The 18,595-nt window shown below is 38.0% G+C and carries 16 protein-coding genes; all 16 read left to right on the forward strand.

Annotated features, from left to right (window positions below):
- Positions 1-21: 21 nt before the first annotated feature.
- The 16 genes from ribF (at position 22) to V2145_RS04125 (ending at position 18,523) form a co-directional block, all read left to right on the forward strand.
- On the forward strand, positions 22-975 hold the full coding sequence (gene ribF / locus V2145_RS04050; RefSeq protein WP_094912549.1) for a bifunctional riboflavin kinase/FAD synthetase: 954 nt from the start codon (positions 22-24) through the stop codon (positions 973-975).
- A gap of 149 nt (positions 976-1,124) precedes the next feature.
- Positions 1,125-1,394, forward strand: coding sequence for a 30S ribosomal protein S15 (gene rpsO / locus V2145_RS04055; protein WP_025908938.1), 270 nt, complete (start codon positions 1,125-1,127; stop codon positions 1,392-1,394).
- A gap of 171 nt (positions 1,395-1,565) precedes the next feature.
- Complete coding sequence (gene pnp, locus V2145_RS04060; protein ID WP_094912548.1) at positions 1,566-3,698, forward strand: polyribonucleotide nucleotidyltransferase; 2,133 nt, start codon at positions 1,566-1,568, stop codon at positions 3,696-3,698.
- A gap of 120 nt (positions 3,699-3,818) precedes the next feature.
- Positions 3,819-4,790, forward strand: a complete 972-nt coding sequence (locus V2145_RS04065) for a polysaccharide deacetylase family protein (protein WP_311856923.1) — start codon at positions 3,819-3,821, stop codon at positions 4,788-4,790.
- A gap of 72 nt (positions 4,791-4,862) precedes the next feature.
- Positions 4,863-6,107 carry a M16 family metallopeptidase gene (locus V2145_RS04070; RefSeq protein ID WP_094912546.1) on the forward strand — a complete coding sequence of 415 codons (1,245 nt, stop codon included), beginning with the start codon at positions 4,863-4,865 and terminating at the stop codon, positions 6,105-6,107.
- Positions 6,108-6,468: 361 nt separating this feature from the next.
- The gene (locus V2145_RS04075; RefSeq protein WP_094912545.1) at positions 6,469-6,723 is read left to right on the forward strand and encodes a YlmC/YmxH family sporulation protein; all 255 of its coding nucleotides are present in this window, start codon (positions 6,469-6,471) and stop codon (positions 6,721-6,723) included.
- Between the two features lie 209 nt (positions 6,724-6,932).
- The gene (gene dpaA / locus V2145_RS04080) at positions 6,933-7,832 is read left to right on the forward strand and encodes a dipicolinic acid synthetase subunit A (protein ID WP_094912544.1); all 900 of its coding nucleotides are present in this window, start codon (positions 6,933-6,935) and stop codon (positions 7,830-7,832) included.
- Complete coding sequence (locus tag V2145_RS04085) at positions 7,832-8,425, forward strand: dipicolinate synthase subunit B (protein ID WP_094912543.1); 594 nt, start codon at positions 7,832-7,834, stop codon at positions 8,423-8,425. Before dpaA ends, V2145_RS04085 begins: the two co-directional genes overlap by 1 nt.
- A 185-nt stretch (positions 8,426-8,610) precedes the next feature.
- Positions 8,611-9,654 (forward strand): aspartate-semialdehyde dehydrogenase, encoded by a 1,044-nt coding sequence (asd, locus tag V2145_RS04090; RefSeq protein ID WP_094912542.1) that lies wholly within the window; start codon positions 8,611-8,613, stop codon positions 9,652-9,654.
- Between the two features lie 40 nt (positions 9,655-9,694).
- Positions 9,695-10,921, forward strand: coding sequence for an aspartate kinase (dapG, locus tag V2145_RS04095; protein WP_094912541.1), 1,227 nt, complete (start codon positions 9,695-9,697; stop codon positions 10,919-10,921).
- An 80-nt stretch (positions 10,922-11,001) separates the two neighbouring features.
- Positions 11,002-11,874 carry a 4-hydroxy-tetrahydrodipicolinate synthase gene (dapA, locus tag V2145_RS04100; RefSeq protein WP_094912540.1) on the forward strand — a complete coding sequence of 291 codons (873 nt, stop codon included), beginning with the start codon at positions 11,002-11,004 and terminating at the stop codon, positions 11,872-11,874.
- A 152-nt stretch (positions 11,875-12,026) separates the two neighbouring features.
- Positions 12,027-13,688 (forward strand): ribonuclease J, encoded by a 1,662-nt coding sequence (locus V2145_RS04105; RefSeq protein WP_094912539.1) that lies wholly within the window; start codon positions 12,027-12,029, stop codon positions 13,686-13,688.
- Positions 13,689-13,974: 286 nt separating this feature from the next.
- The gene (locus V2145_RS04110) at positions 13,975-14,736 is read left to right on the forward strand and encodes a ClpP family protease (protein ID WP_094912538.1); all 762 of its coding nucleotides are present in this window, start codon (positions 13,975-13,977) and stop codon (positions 14,734-14,736) included.
- A complete protein-coding gene (locus tag V2145_RS04115) occupies positions 14,733-14,939 on the forward strand; it encodes a YlzJ-like family protein (RefSeq protein ID WP_094912537.1) in 207 nt (68 codons plus the stop codon). The genes V2145_RS04110 and V2145_RS04115 overlap by 4 nt, the downstream gene beginning before the upstream one ends.
- Positions 14,940-15,076: 137 nt before the next feature.
- Positions 15,077-17,431 (forward strand): FtsK/SpoIIIE family DNA translocase, encoded by a 2,355-nt coding sequence (locus V2145_RS04120; protein WP_330987342.1) that lies wholly within the window; start codon positions 15,077-15,079, stop codon positions 17,429-17,431.
- Positions 17,432-17,797: 366 nt separating this feature from the next.
- The gene (locus V2145_RS04125; protein ID WP_094912535.1) at positions 17,798-18,523 is read left to right on the forward strand and encodes a GntR family transcriptional regulator; all 726 of its coding nucleotides are present in this window, start codon (positions 17,798-17,800) and stop codon (positions 18,521-18,523) included.
- Positions 18,524-18,595: the final 72 nt, after the last annotated feature.

The raw sequence follows: 18,595 nt of genomic DNA on the forward strand, positions 1-18,595 counted from the left end.
AAGGAAAAGGTGAAGTACGTTTTGGAAACGATAGAGATTCGACATCCACATCATTTAGGACGAGAGGCTGTACAGCGCTCTGTTTTAGCTCTTGGATTTTTTGATGGTGTACATTTGGGGCACCAGCAAGTGATTAAAACGGCAAAACAAATCGCTAATGAAAAAAACATAGCGAGCGCAGTGATGACTTTTACACCTCATCCATCCGTCATTCTTGGGAAAAACGTTCAGCACGTTGATATGATTACACCTTTAGAAGAAAAAAAGCGACTCATGAAAAAGCTAGGAATTGACTTTTTATATATAGTACATTTTGATCGAGCATTTGCATCTTTACTACCACAAGAGTTTGTGGATCAGTATATTATCGGTTTAAACGTAGAGCATGTTGTAGCAGGATTTGATTATTCATACGGTAAGCTAGGTAAAGGAACCATGGAAACGTTACCTTTTCATTCTCGCTCACAGTTTACGCAGACGGTCGTAGATAAGCTAACAACAAACGAAGAGAAAGTAAGTTCAACGTTAATTAGACAATTCTTAGCTGATGGGGAAATGGACAAAGTGAAATTTTTGCTTGGACGTAATTACGAAGTAGAAGGTACGGTCGTTCACGGTGAAAAAAGAGGCAGACAAATTGGGTTTCCAACGGCAAATATCTCCTTGGCTGCTGATTATCTATTGCCAAGAACAGGCGTATATGCAGTGGAGTTAGAACTCAATAATCAATGGTATCAAGGTGTATGTAATGTAGGGTATAAGCCTACATTTCATGAAGACTTGAAAAAGCCCACAATTGAAGTGCATCTTCTATCATTTAATGAGCAAATTTACGGTGAGCAAGTAAGAGTTCGTTGGCATAAGCTTATTCGTAGTGAACGCAAGTTTTCTGGAATTGAAGCGCTAATTAAACAAATTTCATTAGATAAAGAAGAAGCACACCAATACTTTTTAGGTATTTCAAAAAACGTATAATAAACTAAAAGAAAAAGTGCAGATTTCCTTGCTTTTTTGAAAAGAAAGTAGTAACATAACACTTGTATGCAAAACAACCATTGCTTGGCATTACGATTCACCAACGTTCTGCTCGGTAACTGGGGTTTATAAATAAGGAGGTGAATAGGATGGCTATCACACAAGAGCGTAAAAATGAAATTATTAATGAGTACAAAACTCATGCGAACGATACTGGATCTCCAGAGGTTCAAATCGCTGTCCTAACAGAGCAAATTAACAATCTAAACGATCATTTACGTACTCACAAGAAGGATCACCACTCTCGTCGTGGACTTCTAAAAATGGTAGGTAGACGTCGTAACTTACTTAACTATCTTCGTAACAAAGACGTTACTCGTTATCGTGATCTAATCAACAAGCTTGGTTTACGTCGATAATAAGAAGAAAGCGGGAGCATTCCCGCTTTTTTAGTATGTACATTTAGATATTTTGAAAAGATGTTACATAATGTGAAAAAAGCTATTGTTTTTTAGTATTTCGTTTATAATAAAACTATCACATTTATTTACATACATATATTTTATATGTAGAGAGGGGTACTCGTCGATATGGAACAAGAAAAACGAGTGTTCTCCATGGACCTAGCCGGTAGAAGGCTAGAGGTTGAAGTTGGTCAATTAGCTAAGCAAGCTAACGGAGCAGCACTAATTCGTTATGGAGACACAGTAGTATTAAGCACGTCAACAGCTTCAAAACAAGCGAAAGACGTAGATTTTTTTCCTTTAACAGTTAACTATGAAGAGCGCTTATACGCAGTTGGTAAAATTCCAGGTGGATTTATTAAGCGTGAGGGCCGTCCAAGCGAGAAAGCTATTTTAGCGAGCCGCTTAATTGACCGTCCAATTCGTCCGCTATTTGCAGATGGATTCCGTAACGAAGTACAGGTTGTAAGTGTTGTAATGAGTGTAGATCAAAACTACTCATCTGAAGTAGCCGCTATGTTTGGTTCTTCTTTATCACTTTCTATCTCTGATATTCCATTCGAAGGACCGATTGCTGGCGTTATCGTTGGACGTGTAGACGGTAAGTTTGTTGTGAATCCGGGTGTAGAAGACCAAGAGAAAAGCGACATTCATTTAACGGTTGCTGGAACAAAAGATGCTATTAACATGGTTGAAGCTGGTGCGGACGAAGTACCAGAAGAAGTGATGTTAGAAGCAATTATGTTTGGGCATGACCAAATTAAGAAGTTAATTGAATTTCAAGAAGAAATTGTTGCAGCTGTTGGTAAAGAGAAAATGGAAGTGCAGCTTTACACAGTAGACGCAGACTTAGAAAGACAAGTACGTGAAATTGCAGAAGCAGACATGAACCGAGCTGTTCAAGTCCAAGAAAAACATGCTCGTGAAGAAGCAATTAGTGAAGTAAAAGCAGCAGTTATTGCGCAATTTGAAGAGCAACAAGTTGAAGCTGATGTACTGGGTCAGGTAAGCGAAATCTTATCTAAGCTTGTTAAAAGTGAAGTGCGCCGCTTAATCACAGAAGAAAAAGTACGCCCAGATGGTCGAAGCATTGACGAAATCCGCCCATTATCATCTGAGGTTGGCTTATTGCCTCGTACACACGGTTCTGGATTATTCACACGTGGACAAACACAAGCCCTTAGCATTTGTACATTAGGAGCGCTTGGAGATGTGCAAATTCTAGATGGCTTAAGCGTAGAAGAATCAAAACGCTTTATGCACCACTATAATTTCCCTTCTTTCAGCGTAGGTGAAACAAGACCAATGCGTGGACCTGGTCGTCGTGAAATTGGTCACGGAGCACTTGGTGAACGCGCATTAGAGCCTGTCATTCCAACCGAAAAAGACTTCCCATATACAATTCGACTTGTATCAGAAGTATTAGAATCAAACGGTTCAACATCTCAAGCAAGTATTTGTGCAAGTACGCTTGCTATGATGGATGCTGGGGTTCCAATTAAGGCTCCTGTAGCCGGTATTGCGATGGGTCTGATTAAATCAGGTGAACATTATTCAATTTTAACAGATATCCAAGGAATGGAAGATCACTTAGGTGATATGGACTTTAAAGTAGCGGGAACAGCAAAAGGTGTTACTGCGTTACAAATGGATATAAAAATTGATGGCTTATCTCGCGAAATTTTGGAGGAAGCTCTTCAACAAGCACAAAAAGGACGCATGCAGATCTTAGATCACATGATTTCTACAATTAATACACCGCGTGAAGAGTTATCTCAGTACGCTCCGAAAATCTTAACAATGGCAATTAACCCAGATAAGATTCGTGATGTTATTGGACCAAGTGGTAAACAAATTAATAAGATCATTGAAGAGACTGGCGTTAAGATTGATATTGAACAAGATGGTACAATCTTTATCTCATCCATTGACCAAGAGATGAACTTGAAAGCGAAGAAAATCATTGAAGATCTTGTTCGTGAAGTTGAAGCAGGACAAATGTATCTAGGTAAAGTTAAACGTATCGAGAAGTTTGGCGCATTTGTTGAAATTTTCAGCGGTAAAGATGGCCTTGTTCATATTTCAGAGCTTGCTGAAGAACGCATTGGTAAAGTAGAAGACGTTGTTGCTATCGGCGATGAAATTCTTGTGAAAGTAATGGAAATCGATAAGCAAGGTCGCGTTAACTTATCAAGAAAAGCAGTTCTGAAAGAGCAAAAAGAAAAAGAAGAGCAGGCAAAAGCAAAAGAAACAAAATAATTGCCTTGTTATTCCCCCACGCAGTTTAACTGATGTGGGGGTTTTATTACATTGGCTTGAAGACGCTGTTCTACCTTGTCCCTTTTTTACATACTTTGTATGGAGAAGGGGGAAGGATAAGTGAAACGTTCAATCATTCAATTCACTGCATTTTTATTTTTACTTGCAATTACATATAAATCAATTTATAACCCGTTTGCTACCGATTATGTAGAAGCATTTCAGACAACGGTAGAGCAAGCTGGTGTAGAAAGAAACGATCTGTATCAAGAGATTGCCGAGAAAGCGAAGGAATATAATGTAAAGCCTTCTAACGCAGTCATCGATCCTGTTTGGAAGAAAACACCAGGTTACAATGGGATCGCTATAGATGTAAAGGCTTCCTATGAGAATATGAAAAAAAGCGGTAAATTTAATGAAGGCAAGCTTGTTTATAAACAAGTAAAGCCGAAAGTGCATTTGGATGATCTTCCACCTGAAGCTATTTATCGTGGACACCCTGAAAAGCCTATGGTATCGTTTACGATAAATGTGGCCTGGGGAAATGAATATTTGCCAGATATGCTTCAAACCTTGAAGAAACACGATGCAAAAGCAACGTTTTTTTTAGAAGGAAGATGGGTTAAAAATAACCCTGAGTTGGCAAAGATGATTGTAGATGAGGGGCATGAAGTTGGAAATCATTCCTACTCTCATCCAAATATGGCTACATTATCATCAGGGCAAATTATTGATCAATTAAAGAAAACGAATGAAGTAATTACGGCTACTACTGGTAAGAAAATAAAATGGTTTGCGCCCCCAAGCGGTAGTTTTCGAAAAGAAGTAGTAACGTTAGCTTCAGAGCAAAAAATGAGTACAATTATGTGGACTGTAGATACGATTGATTGGCAAAAGCCGACAACAGACGTGTTAATTAATCGCGTAATGAAAAAAATCCATCCAGGTGCCATCGTGCTGATGCATCCTACTGAGGCTACGGCTAATTCGTTGGATAAGTTATTAACTGATATTGAAAAAAAAGGGTTAGATGTTACAACGGTAACGACGCTGCTTGATGAGGAAAGAGTGGTCACTCATCTTAAAGATTAACGTATGTCAAACGTATTTTTTCATATAAATGTATCTCATTAAAATGAAGCAAGTAACAAAGGAGGAGTTAGCTTGATTACTCGACATACATGCAAAAATGGTGTGCGAATTGTTTTGGAAAACATTCCAACGGTTCGTTCGGTAGCAATTGGTGTTTGGATTGGTACAGGTTCTCGAAGTGAACACCCAGAAATTAATGGTGTCTCCCATTTTCTAGAGCACATGTTTTTTAAAGGTACCAAGACGCGCTCTGCTCGTGACATCGCAGAGAGCTTTGATCAAATTGGAGGACAAGTTAATGCCTTTACATCAAAGGAATATACTTGTTACTATGCAAAAGTATTAGACGAACATTCCAATCAAGCACTTGATGTGCTGGCAGACATGTTCTTTAACTCTTCATTTGATGAAGAAGAGTTAGCTCGAGAAAAAAATGTAGTATACGAAGAGATTAAGATGTATGAAGATACGCCAGATGATATTGTACATGACTTATTAGGTAAAGCTGTGTACGGGGATCATCCATTAGGTTATCCAATCTTAGGAACAGAAGAAACGTTAAAAACGTTTAACGGTGATTCGCTTCGTAGTTATATGGAAAAGATGTACATTCCTGAAAATGTTGTGATTTCAGTAGCGGGTAACGTAGATGATTCGTTTATAAAAGAAGTTGAAAAGTATTTTGGTACATACACTTCATCATATGATGCCCATCAGTATGTACAGCCAGCTTTTCATACAAATCATATTGCCCGCAAAAAAGATACAGAGCAGGCACATTTATGCTTAGGATTCGAAGGTCTTCCAATTGGTGGAAAAGATGTGTATAGCCTAATTGTTTTAAATAATGTATTGGGAGGAAGCATGAGCAGTCGTTTGTTTCAAGAGGTACGAGAGCAGCGTGGTTTAGCTTATTCGGTCTTCTCTTATCATTCTTCCTATCGTGATAGTGGGCTTGTGACGATTTACGGTGGAACAGGTAGCAATCAGCTTGATGTGCTTTATGATACGATTCAAGATACGCTTACAGAGCTTACGGACACGGGAATTACGGCGAAAGAGCTTGCTAACAGTAAAGAACAGCTAAAAGGAAACTTAATGCTGAGTCTAGAAAGTACAAATAGTCGTATGAGTCGTAACGGAAAGAATGAACTGATGTTAGGTCATCATCGCTCATTAGATGAAATTCTAGAGTTAGTTAACACGGTGACAATCGACAGTGTCAACTCATTGGCGCGTTCTATTTTCAAAGATGACTTTGCGCTATCTTTAATTAGCCCTAGCGGTGAAATGCCAAAAGGGTTGAGTAAAAAATAAGAGTTGGAAAGCGGCTGAAACATGAGTAGTTCAGTCAATAATCTATCCGAACTATTAAGAGTTAACGACTCTTTTATAGTTCGGATTTTTTTGTTGATTAGGAAACTGATTTTAGAGAATCGATAGAATGAAGTGTAAGACACATGACTCCCCCGGTAACTACAAGAAAGGCTCAAGTTCCTCCCAAAGGAAAGTCAGTAAAGCGCAATGGAACGAACTAGTTATTATTAACCTAACTACGTTAGTAAAGACAAAGTTAGCCTTTGAGAAAGAAACATTTCGTTTTGTCCCAGGTTTTTTCATTTTTTTGTCATGTTTTTACTATGTTCATTGATAAACTAGTTATAAGGGGGAGAGATTTATGAGGCTAAGTGAACTAAGCGGCAAAGAAATTGTAGATTTAAAGCGGGCAGAACGTCTTGGGATCCTGGGACAAACGGACTTAGAGTTTAATGAGCAAGGCCAGATAAAAGCGCTATTAATTCCTTCTATGAAATGGTTTGGTTTCCGTAAGCAAGGCAACGATGTCAGAGTACCATGGTCTAATATTGAAAAGATAGGAACGGACATGGTTATCGTTAATTTAGAACAATACGAAAATACAACAATTGAATAGTATAAAAGCATGGCTGTTGGTAGCCATGCTTTTTTTGTACGCGAATATTTGTCATACAATGCAGAGAAAGATTCACAGATTTTCATTTGTTTACATATTATGTTGAAGAAAAAGCAATAGGTATCTAATGGTAATGAATGATTCTATGATATCTATAATTTTAAAGAACTAGACGTCTCTATTTAATATTAAAGAAGGTGAACAGACACATGTTAACGGATTTGCACATAGCTGTCATTGGTGGTGATGCAAGACAGCTTGAGGTCATACGAAAGCTCATCCAATTAGATGCAAAAACATCGCTTATAGGGTTTGATCAGCTTGATCACGGCTTTACTGGTGCGACAAAATATCAAATTGATGAACTGAATTTTTTCGATGTCGATGCCATTATTTTGCCTGTACCAGGTACAAATCATGAAGGGCAAGTCGATACCATCTTTTCAAATGAGAAAGTAATTTTAACAGAAGAGATCTTAGCTAGTACTCCTGCACATTGTACAATTTATTCAGGAATCAGTAATGATTATTTAAATAACCTTGTTCAAAAGACAAATCGAACTCTCGTCCAGCTATTTGAGCGGGATGATGTTGCTATCTACAACTCAATTCCAACAGTTGAAGGAACAATTATGCTGGTTATTCAACATACAGACTTTACAATACATGGAGCAAATATATCCGTTCTTGGATTAGGAAGAGTGGGAATGAGTGTGGCGCGCTCGTTTGCTGCTTTAGGAGCAAATGTAAAGGTTGGTGCGCGTAAATCAGAGCATTTAGCACGCATTAGTGAAATGGGCTTAAAATCATTTCATTTAAACGATTTAGCTCAAGAAATAACGGATAGTGATATTTGTATTAATACAATTCCATATCCAGTTTTGACATCCAGTGTCTTAGCAAATGTTCCAACTCATGCTCTTGTGGTGGATCTTGCATCAAAGCCTGGAGGTACAGATTTTCGCTACGCTGAAAAAAGAGGAATTAAAGCGATTCTAGCACCAGGACTTCCTGGAATCGTAGCACCAAAAACAGCAGGACAAATCGTTGCCAATGTCATTGTGACGTTACTGAAAGAAGCTGCTGATCAAAGGGAGGAGAAACAATAATGTCACTTAAAGGAAAAAGAATTGGTTTTGGATTAACGGGTTCCCACTGTACGTACGATGCAGTAATGCCAGAAATTGAAAAGCTTGTCAACCTAGGAGCGGAAGTAATGCCTGTTGTATCCTATACTGTTCAATCAACAAATACTCGCTTTGGAGATGGAGAAGATTGGATTCGAAAAATTGAAGAAGTTACCGGCAATTCTGTCATCAATACCATTGTAAAAGCGGAACCTTTAGGACCGAAAATCCCATTAGATTGTATGGTAGTTGCTCCTATTACAGGAAACACAATGAGTAAATTTGCGAATGCTATGACTGAATCTCCCGTTCTAATGGCTGCAAAAGCAACGCTACGTAATAATAAGCCTGTTGTATTAGGTATTTCAACCAATGACGCATTGGGTCTAAATGGTGTAAACTTAATGCGACTCATGTCAACTAAAAACATTTACTTTATTCCATTTGGTCAAGATGATCCCGTTTCAAAACCAAATTCAATGGTAGCTCGTATGCCGATGCTTTCTGATACAGTGTATGCGGCATTGGAAGGGAAACAAATTCAACCTGTTATCGTGGAGCGTTTTCGCGATTAAGAAACAAAGTAGCGCGCCGCATCATAAAGTAATTTTAAGAACATATTTCTGTCAAAGGTAAAAAAAGAAGAGAAGATTTTAAAATCTTCTCTTCTTTAGCGCAATAAAATAAGGTATTATGTTAAAATAGTCAGTATATGCAGAAAAATGTTGAGTAGTTGAAAATTGTTGGAGGCGGTATTAAAATGACAAGAGAATTACATGTAGCAGTAGTAGGAGCAACAGGTGCAGTAGGGCAACAAATGATAAAAACTCTACAAGAGCGTAATTTTCCAATTGGTAAATTAACATTACTATCTTCAGCTCGTTCAGCGGGTAAGAAAGTAACTTATAATGGAGAAGAGGTAATCATTCAGGAAGCAAAGCCAGAAAGCTTTGAAGGAGTAGATATTGCTTTATTTAGCGCAGGAGGTAGCATTTCAAAGGCATTAGCGCCAGAAGCAGTGAAGCGTGGAGCAATCGTAGTTGATAATACGAGCGCATTTCGTATGGATGAAAATGTACCTTTAGTTGTGCCAGAAGTAAACGAAGAAGCACTAAAAGCACATAATGGAATCATTGCAAATCCAAACTGTTCAACAATCCAAATGGTAGCAGCACTGCAACCACTGCGCGAAAAATATGGTTTATCTAAAGTAATTGTATCGACATATCAAGCTGTTTCAGGTGCGGGTGCGGCAGCAATTAATGAATTAAAAGAACAAGCACAAGCAATCCTGGACGAAAAAGAATTTACACCGGAAATCTTACCAGTTGGTGGAGATAAAAAGCATTACCAAATCGCTTTTAATGCTATCCCTCAAATTGATAAGTTTCAAGATAATGGCTTTACATTTGAAGAAATGAAAATGATTAACGAAACGAAAAAAATTATGAGCATGCCTGAACTACCAGTAGCTGCTACTTGTGTTCGCTTACCGGTTGTTACAGGACATTCAGAGTCAGTTTATATTGAAATTGAAAACAATGATGCAACGGTAGCTGATGTGAAAAAATTACTAGCTGATGCACCTGGTATCGTTTTACAAGATGACCCAGAGAATCAAGTATATCCAATGCCTGCAGACTGCGTAGGCAAGCGCGAAGTATTCGTTGGTCGTATCCGTAAAGATTTAGATCATGCAAATGGCTTCCATATGTGGATTGTATCTGATAACTTATTAAAAGGTGCAGCTTGGAATTCTGTACAAATTGCAGAGTCACTTATTAAGCTTGGCTTAGTAAAATAAGCGCAACTAGCGTGTTTCAGAGTATTAATGAGGTGTAAGTATGAAAATCATCGTCCAAAAATTTGGAGGAACTTCCGTTCGTAATGAACAAGGAAGAGAACGTGCTATTCATCATCTGAAAAATGCACAAAAAGAAGGTTACAAAGTAGTGGTAGTTGTATCTGCAATGGGGCGTAAAGGTGAGCCGTATGCAACAGATACGCTATTATCACTTGTTAATGGCAATAAGGCTTCTGTGAATAAACGAGAGTTAGATATGTTAATGGCTTGTGGAGAATTAATTTCTTCCGTTGTATTCACTAACTTATTAAACGAAAACGGCATAAAAGCTACAGCTTTGAATGGTGCTCAGGCTGGGTTTATCACGAATAGTGACTTTACTAATGCCAAGATTCTTGAAATGAAATGTGATCGTATAATAGAAGAATTAGAAGAGTATGATGTCGTAGTAGTAACAGGCTTTCAAGGAGCAAACGAAAGCGGAGATACAACAACGTTAGGTCGAGGAGGCAGCGACACGTCTGCGTCTGCTTTAGGAGCTGCATTACAAGCTGAATACATTGACATTTTTACAGATGTTGAAGGTGTAATGACAGCAGATCCACGCATTGTTGAAGATGCAAGACCGCTATCGGTTGTGACATATAATGAAATTTGTAACATGGCATATCAAGGTGCAAAGGTGATTCATCCAAGAGCTGTTGAAATTGCTATGCAGGCAAAAGTACCAATGCGCGTACGTTCAACCTATGCTGATTCTGAAGGTACACTAGTAACGTCCCATAGTGCAGCTCAGCAGCGTGGAAGCGATGTACAAGAGCGTCTGGTAACAGGAATTGCTCACGTGTCCAATGTGACGCAAATTAAGGTATTTAGTAAGGACGGTTATTACGACACGCAAGCTGAAGTATTTAAAGCGATGGCTCAGGAAAAGATTAGCGTGGACTTTATTAATATTTCACCAAAAGGTGTTGTGTACACTGTTACTGAAGAATCAACAGATAGAGCAATTGCGGTTTTACAAGAGCTCGGTTACGAGCCTTCTGTTATTCGCAATTGTGCTAAGGTATCTACCGTAGGGGCAGGAATTGCTGGTGTGCCTGGCGTAACAGCTAAAATTGTAACGGCGCTTGCAAGCGAAGGAATTCAAATTTTACAATCAGCTGATAGTCATACAACAATTTGGGTACTTGTAAAAGAAGAGGACTTGAAGAAAGCAGTCAATGCTCTTCACAGTGCTTTTGATTTATCAAAAGTGACTCAATAAATTAAACAGACTCCATCAATCGAATATTGTTGATGGAGTTGTTTACTAATGGAGATAATCGAACGTCAAGGAGTGAAAACATGATTGATTTTGGTAAAGTAGCAACGGCTATGGTAACCCCTTTTGATCATAAGGGAAATATTGATTTTGAAAAAACAACACAGTTAATTAACTATTTGATTGAGAATGGATCAGATTCTTTAATCATTGCTGGAACAACTGGTGAATCACCAACGTTGTCCACAGAAGAAAAGCTAGCTCTATTTAGACACTCAGTAAAAGTAGTAGCAGGCCGTGTTCCAGTAGTAGCGGGAACTGGTAGTAACAACACGTATGCATCGATTGAGCTAACAAAAAAAGCTGAAGAAATTGGTGTAGATGCGGTAATGATTGTTGCGCCGTATTACAATAAACCAAATCAAGAAGGTTTATATCAGCATTTTAAAGCAATTGCAGAAAGTACAAAGCTTCCTGTGATGCTTTATAATATTCCAGGTCGCTCTGTGATTAACATGGAGCTTACTACAATTGTACGCTTGTCAGAGCTTTCAAACGTGGTAGCAATTAAAGATGCAAGTGGAGATCTTGATGCAATGACCGCTATCATTAACAATACTGCCGATGACTTTGCACTTTATAGTGGCGATGACGGTTTAACGTTGCCAGTATTATCAATTGGTGGTAATGGTATTATCTCTGTGGCATCACACGTATTAGGTAATGAGATGCAGGCTATGGTATCAGCATTCGAAGCTGGTAAGATAAAAGAAGCAGCTCAGGTACATGGTAAATTATTGCCCGTTATGAAAGCTCTTTTCTCTGCTCCAAGTCCAACACCTGTAAAAACAGCTCTACAGTTTAAAGGGTTAGACGTAGGATCTGTAAGACTACCACTTGTACCTTTAACTGAACCTGAGCGTGAATCATTACGAAAAATGCTTAACTCACTATAATAAAAAGCCTCCTCATTCATAAAAGAATGCAGGAGGCTTTTTTACTCATTAGAAAAGCATGGATGAAATTTCTTGTATTCCAATTCTGTCATCAGTTATAATGAAAACAAATGAGATTATGGACGGGTCTATGATTTTGGGAGGAAACAGAATTGAATAAAAAGACAGAAAATATTAAAATTTCAGCTTTGGGTGGCATAGGAGAAATTGGTAAAAATATGTATATCGTTGAATTGAACGATGATATCTACGTACTAGATGCAGGAGCAAAGGTTCCAGGCGGGGATATGCTTGGAATCGATATGGTGATTCCAGATATTTCGTATTTAATTGAAAATAAGGAACGCGTAAAAGCTATTTTCTTAACGCATGGTCACGAAGAGCAAATTGGTGCTATTCCATTTATTTTAAAAAAACTTGAAGTACCCGTATATGGAACGGAATTTACTCTTGCGTTAGTCAAAGAAAGAATGAAAGAAGTTGGATCAAATGGTTTCTCATTATTAAATGTTATTAGTTCGTCAACACGCCTTTCGTTTGAGAACGTAAGCGTTTCATTTTTTCGAACAAACCACAGCATCCCTGACTCAGTAGGCATTTGTTTGCATACTTCACATGGTGCAATCGTACATACAGGAGACTTTATTTTTGATCAAAATCGGTTATCAAAAAAACCTGATATCGGAAAAATGGCCATGATTGGTGAACAAGGGGTGTTATGCCTACTATCTGATAGTATCAATGCTGAAAAGCCAGGCTATACAACTTCTGAAGCTGTAATTGGTCAAGAAATTGCTTCGCTTTTCCATCATACAAAAGGACGCATTATTGTAGCGACATATAGCTCAAACATCCAGCGAATTCAGCAAGTAATTCAAGCTGTTTATGAAACCAATCGCAAGCTAGTTGTAGTTGGGAAAAGTATGATGAAAACGATTGAAATTGCAGTGGAGCTTGGCCATTTATCGATACCTGAAGATTTAATTGTGCCTGTGCAAAAGCTTCGTGATATTTCTGAGCATGAAACGGTTGTATTAACGACAGGCCATCAGGGAGAGCCGATGGCAGCATTACATCGTATGGCCAAACAATCTCATAAATTTATTCAAGTGAAAAAAGATGACACGGTGTTAATTGCTGCAACGCCAATTCCTGGTCATGAAGTAATCTTTGCTAAAGTAATTGATATTGTTAGCCGTTTAGGAGCAAACGTCGTTCATAGTCAAAAGCAAGTTCATGCTTCTGGACACGGCAGTCAAGAAGAGCTAAAGTTCATGTTAAACTTAATGAATCCTAAATACTTAATCCCTGTAAACGGCGAATATCGTATGCAAAAGTCACATGAAAAAATTGCAAAAGAAATAGGCTTAAGTGATGATCAAATTTTTGTGCTTGATAAAGGTGATGTAATTGAGTATAAAGATGGGCGCATGCAGCCTTCAGGGCGCATCTATGCGGGGAACACGTTAATAGATGGGTTAGGTGTTGGTGATATTGGTAATATTGTCTTGCGCGATCGTCGTCTGCTTTCACAAGATGGAATTTTAACAGTGGTGGTTACAATTAATAAAAAGCAGCGTACTGTTGTGGCAGGACCAGAAATTATTTCTCGAGGGTTTGTATACGTGAGAGAATCGGAAGCGTTACTTACAGAAGCAGGAAAAGTGGTTGAAGAGATTTTAGCGAAGTGCATGGAAGAAAAAGTGATTGAATGGTCATCTTTAAAATTAAAAATGCGCGAAGCCCTAAACCAGTTTTTATATGAAAAAACAAGACGTAAGCCGATGATTTTACCAATTATTATGGAAATATAATAGTTAAGAGGCTGGAAGGTAAAGGTAATGACATATCCGATTTATTGAAAGTTAACTCTCAATAGATCGGATTTTTTGTTGATTAGGAAAATAAGTGAGTGTCTGCAGCGTAACGGAGTGAACTTGTACTTTCATCTTAACTTGTTTAAAACAGCCAGGATTCGCCCTTGAAAAGGAAGTATTTAGATTCTTTTTATTAGGAAACAGCATGAATTATAAAAGCGATGGATTTAATAAAAAAGAAAAGCTCATACTAACAATATTATTGTTGGAAAGGAGCAAAACTATGTTTGAACCCAATGAGATGAATTCTTCGGAAACAGCACCACAGCAACCTGAAAAAGGTGAAGATAATACTAAAGGTGGTATTTTAGATAAAATTCAGCAGCTAGGACAAACAAATGTTGCACAAATGCCACAGGATTCAAAGATTCACTGCTTAACAATAGTAGGGCAAGTAGAAGGACATATGCAGCTACCGCCTCAAAATAAAACGACAAAATATGAGCATGTTATTCCGCAAATTGTAGCGATTGAACAAAACCCTAACATTGAAGGATTATTAATTATTTTAAATACAGTAGGTGGAGATGTAGAAGCTGGTTTAGCAATTGCTGAAATGATTGCTTCTCTTTCAAAACCGTCAGTATCAATTGTGCTTGGAGGAGGCCATTCAATTGGAGTTCCAATTGCGGTATCCACTCATTACTCTTTTATTGCTGGTACTGCGACAATGACAATACACCCGATTCGTTTGACGGGCTTAGTCATTGGCGTACCTCAAACATTTGAATACTTGGATAAGATGCAGGAGCGAGTGGTGAATTTTGTTACGCATCATTCCAATATCACTGAAGAAAAGTTTAAAGAACTTATGTTTTCAAAAGGGAACCTAACACGAGACATTGGAACGAATGTTGTGGGAGCTGATGCAGTTGAATACGGATTGATTGATGAAGTTGGCGGGGTAGGTCAAGCTATTAAAAAGCTGAATGAGCTCATTGAACAGAACAATCAACATCAACAGGAGAACCAATTATTACAATGATTTTGTATACTATGATGCCCCAAGAGCTAATTTATCCTGATACAACGCAAGAGCTTCCAAAGCAAAAAATGATGCAGTATAACGGCATTTCTATGCTTGTAGAAGAAAATGAATACAATCAACAGCAAATTGTCCGTATTTTAAGCACAGATCCTCAGCATTATTTAGACAAAAAATATTACCCAGGTCAAATTCTGTCGTAAGGATTTGAGTATAATTTTGCTAAAATTATATGGTATAATAATAAGTGAGTATGTTGCAGCCGAGTAATGGCTGCTTTTTTGTTCAGTGTATATGAATAAGAAAATCAACATAGGAAGACGTTGATTGGAGTGAGAACATGGCAAAGAAAAAACGAAGAGGGAAATTTAAGAAGGAAGAATGGAAACGCATTGTACGATTTGAACTCATAGGTTTACTATTATTAGCTATTACATTAATTGCGATGGCAGGGCTGGGTGCGGTTGGCCAGGCGCTTGTGCTACTTGTTCGTCTTTTTATTGGTGAATGGTACATGCTTATGCTAATCGGTTTGCTGGTGCTGTCAGGCTATATTATCTGGAAAAGGGCATTGCCACCATTTATAACAAGACAGCTAGTTGGTACATATTTAATTATTTTAGCTATTTTATTATTTAGTCACGTTACGCTATTTGAAAACCTTTCTAAGAACGGCACTTTTACTGATCCTTCAGTTATCTTAAATACATGGGATTTATATATGTTAGAAGCAACTGGGGAAGTAAATCGCAGTGATTTAGGTGGCGGAATGGTTGGAGCCGTTATGTTTGCGATGTTTTATTACTTATTTGACAGCTTAGGAACTGAGCTCATTGCCTCACTTTTAATCGTGATTGGCGTGTTATTAATTACAGGACGTTCTTTGCACGAAACGCTTCGAAAAGTGTTAACGCCAATTGTCCGCTTTTTAGTGACGGAATTAAAAGAGGGTTGGGAAGACATTGCAAATTGGGCTTCTAAAAGGAAGCAAACACCAAAAGGGAAGAAAAAGCGTAAGCCAACTGTAGAAGAAGAGGAGGAAAATGATGAACAGGAAGCAGAAGCACCTGTCATTGCAAAGCAGCCTCCAATTATTGAGCACTTTGATTATGAAGAAGTAGTAGATCCTATTTCATCATCTATTCAGTCTCAACCAGAACCCGAGCCACAGCCAACAGTTAAGCCTGTTCAACCAGTGGCCAAGAAAGAAGACCCGCCTCAACAAGAAGAAAAGGCACCAGTTATTTCATTTGTGGAAGCTGAAAACATGGAATATGAACTTCCACCTATCCGATTGCTAACAATGCCGAAGAAAAGTAATCAAGCAAAAGAGAAAAAGAATATTTATAAAAATGCTGAAAAACTAGAAAAAACGTTTCAAAGTTTTGGTGTGAAAGCAACGGTTGCTAAGGTTCATTTAGGGCCTGCTGTTACCAAATACGAAGTATATCCGGACGTTGGAGTGAAAGTAAGTAAAATTGTAAATTTAAGCGATGATTTGGCTCTAGCTCTTGCTGCCAAAGACATTCGAATTGAAGCGCCTATACCTGGTAAATCAGCAGTGGGGATTGAAGTTCCAAATGAAGAGGTAGCGATGGTTTCTCTTCGTGAAGTGTTGGAATCAAAAGAAAAAATAGATCCTGATAAAAAGCTACTGGTGGGATTGGGAAGAGATATATCCGGCGACGCTGTTTTGGCAGAATTAAATAAAATGCCTCATATGCTTGTTGCGGGAGCAACAGGTAGCGGTAAAAGTGTTTGTATTAACGGAATTATCATAAGTATCTTAATGCGAACGAAGCCTCACGAAGTTAAGCTCATGATGATTGACCCTAAAATGGTTGAGTTGAATATGTATAATGGTATTCCACATCTATTGGCACCTGTTGTAACTGATCCAAAGAAAGCATCTCAGGCTTTAAAGAAAGTCGTAAGCGAAATGGAGCGCCGTTATGAGCTCTTCTCACACAGCGGTACAAGAAATATTGAAGGGTATAATGATCTTGTGAAGCGCCAAAATGATGACTCGGATGCTAAGCAACCAACGCTACCTTATATTGTCGTCATTGTAGATGAGTTAGCCGACTTAATGATGGTTGCTTCATCAGATGTTGAAGATTCAATTACACGTTTAGCGCAGATGGCGCGTGCTGCGGGAATTCACTTAATTATTGCAACGCAAAGACCGTCAGTTGACGTTATTACAGGGGTTATTAAAGCTAATATCCCGTCTCGAATTGCGTTTAGCGTGTCCTCTCAAACCGATTCCCGTACCATTTTAGATATGGGAGGAGCGGAGAAGCTGCTAGGTCGTGGAGATATGCTATTTATGCCGGTTGGAGCTTCTAAGCCAGTTCGTGTACAAGGAGCGTTCTTATCTGATGAGGAAGTTGAAGAGGTTGTAGACTTCGTTATTGCTCAGCAAAAAGCGCAATACCAAGAAGAAATGATTCCAACAGACGCTCCAGAACAAGTAGAAGAAGTAGCGGATGAATTGTATGATGAGGCAGTTCAGCTTGTAGCAGAAATGCAAACAGCCTCTGTTTCAATGCTGCAAAGACGCTTTAGAATTGGATATAATCGAGCAGCTCGCTTAATTGATGCAATGGAAGAACGGGGAGTTGTCGGACCTTATGAAGGAAGTAAACCCCGAGCAGTACTGGTTTCACAGCAAAACGAAGATGTTGGAACATAATTAAATGGTTAGAAAAGACGTAAGCATATGCTCTACGTCTTTTTTTATCATTAAGGGTATTATTTTTTATAAAAAGATATTATAAAAAAATGTGTTATCATGTTTGGTTAATTAAAACACGAATATTATTAATTTAATCTTAATGTTTGTTAGTTTTTGGTGAAAAAAATACTGAAATATTAGGTTGTTAGACATGCTTACATACAATAAATAGAAAAAAACAATATTTTTAAAAAAATATTAAAGTTTTTTACATAAAATTAATATAACCTATTTATTTATGTTGAAAAAAATGATATATTATTTTCGATTAAAGAGTCAAACATCAGAGGTCTGATGACTAGTTGAGGGTATGGAGGAAGTGTGATGTCTATTCGAGCGGATAATCGACATTTGTATTTACAAGTGATTGATAACATTAAACAAAACATTGAACGAGGAGTTTTCAAAGAAAAAGAGAGACTTCCATCAGAGTTTGATCTGTCAAAACAGCTGGGCGTAAGCAGAGCAACGCTACGTGAAGCACTTCGCATATTGGAAGAAGAAAATGTTATTGTCAGAAGACATGGAGTAGGTACATTTGTGAATGCGAAGCCGACGTTTCTTTCAGGTATTGAGCAATTAAATAGTATAACACATATGATTGAACAAGCTGGAATGAAGCCTGGTACCATTTTCTTATCATCCAATGTACAAGTTGTTTCAGAAAATGATATAGAGCGTTTTGGCTGTCAAATTGACGAAAAAATGCTTTTTGTTGAGCGTGTGAGAACTGCAAATGATGAGCCGGTTGTATATTGTATGGACAAGGTTCCACAAACAATATTGCCCGAAGATTTCGAATATAAACAAGAATCTCTACTAGGGATTCTTGAAAAACAGGCTGGCAAACATATTTCATATGCAGTAGCCCACATTGAGCCAATCGGGTATCATGAAAAAGTTTCTCCTATTTTACAATGCAGTCCAGAAACAGCACTTCTTGTACTGCGACAAATGCATTACGACCAATATGATGAACCGATTTTGTATTCAATTAACTATTTTAAAGCAGATAAATTTAGTTTCCAAGTATTGAGAAAAAGAGTTTAATAGATTTTAAGTTTTCGCAATTTTAGTAATGGTTTTACACGGATTCTTTTAAGGAGGTGTTCAATACCAAGG

Origin of the sequence: Priestia sp. GS2, assembly GCF_036409025.1 — a bacterium.
Classification (GTDB): Bacteria; Bacillota; Bacilli; order Bacillales; family Bacillaceae_H; genus Priestia; species Priestia aryabhattai_A.

Coding starts and splice junctions, on each gene's coding strand:
- rpsO (WP_025908938.1), top strand. CDS start 1,125: ATGGCTATCACACAAGAGCGTAAAAATGAAATTATTAATGAGTACAAA.
- pnp (WP_094912548.1), top strand. CDS start 1,566: ATGGAACAAGAAAAACGAGTGTTCTCCATGGACCTAGCCGGTAGAAGG.
- V2145_RS04075 (WP_094912545.1), top strand. CDS start 6,469: ATGAGGCTAAGTGAACTAAGCGGCAAAGAAATTGTAGATTTAAAGCGG.
- dpaA (WP_094912544.1), top strand. CDS start 6,933: ATGTTAACGGATTTGCACATAGCTGTCATTGGTGGTGATGCAAGACAG.
- V2145_RS04085 (WP_094912543.1), top strand. CDS start 7,832: ATGTCACTTAAAGGAAAAAGAATTGGTTTTGGATTAACGGGTTCCCAC.
- asd (WP_094912542.1), top strand. CDS start 8,611: ATGACAAGAGAATTACATGTAGCAGTAGTAGGAGCAACAGGTGCAGTA.
- dapG (WP_094912541.1), top strand. CDS start 9,695: ATGAAAATCATCGTCCAAAAATTTGGAGGAACTTCCGTTCGTAATGAA.
- dapA (WP_094912540.1), top strand. CDS start 11,002: ATGATTGATTTTGGTAAAGTAGCAACGGCTATGGTAACCCCTTTTGAT.
- V2145_RS04110 (WP_094912538.1), top strand. CDS start 13,975: ATGTTTGAACCCAATGAGATGAATTCTTCGGAAACAGCACCACAGCAA.
- V2145_RS04115 (WP_094912537.1), top strand. CDS start 14,733: ATGATTTTGTATACTATGATGCCCCAAGAGCTAATTTATCCTGATACA.
- V2145_RS04120 (WP_330987342.1), top strand. CDS start 15,077: ATGGCAAAGAAAAAACGAAGAGGGAAATTTAAGAAGGAAGAATGGAAA.
- V2145_RS04125 (WP_094912535.1), top strand. CDS start 17,798: ATGTCTATTCGAGCGGATAATCGACATTTGTATTTACAAGTGATTGAT.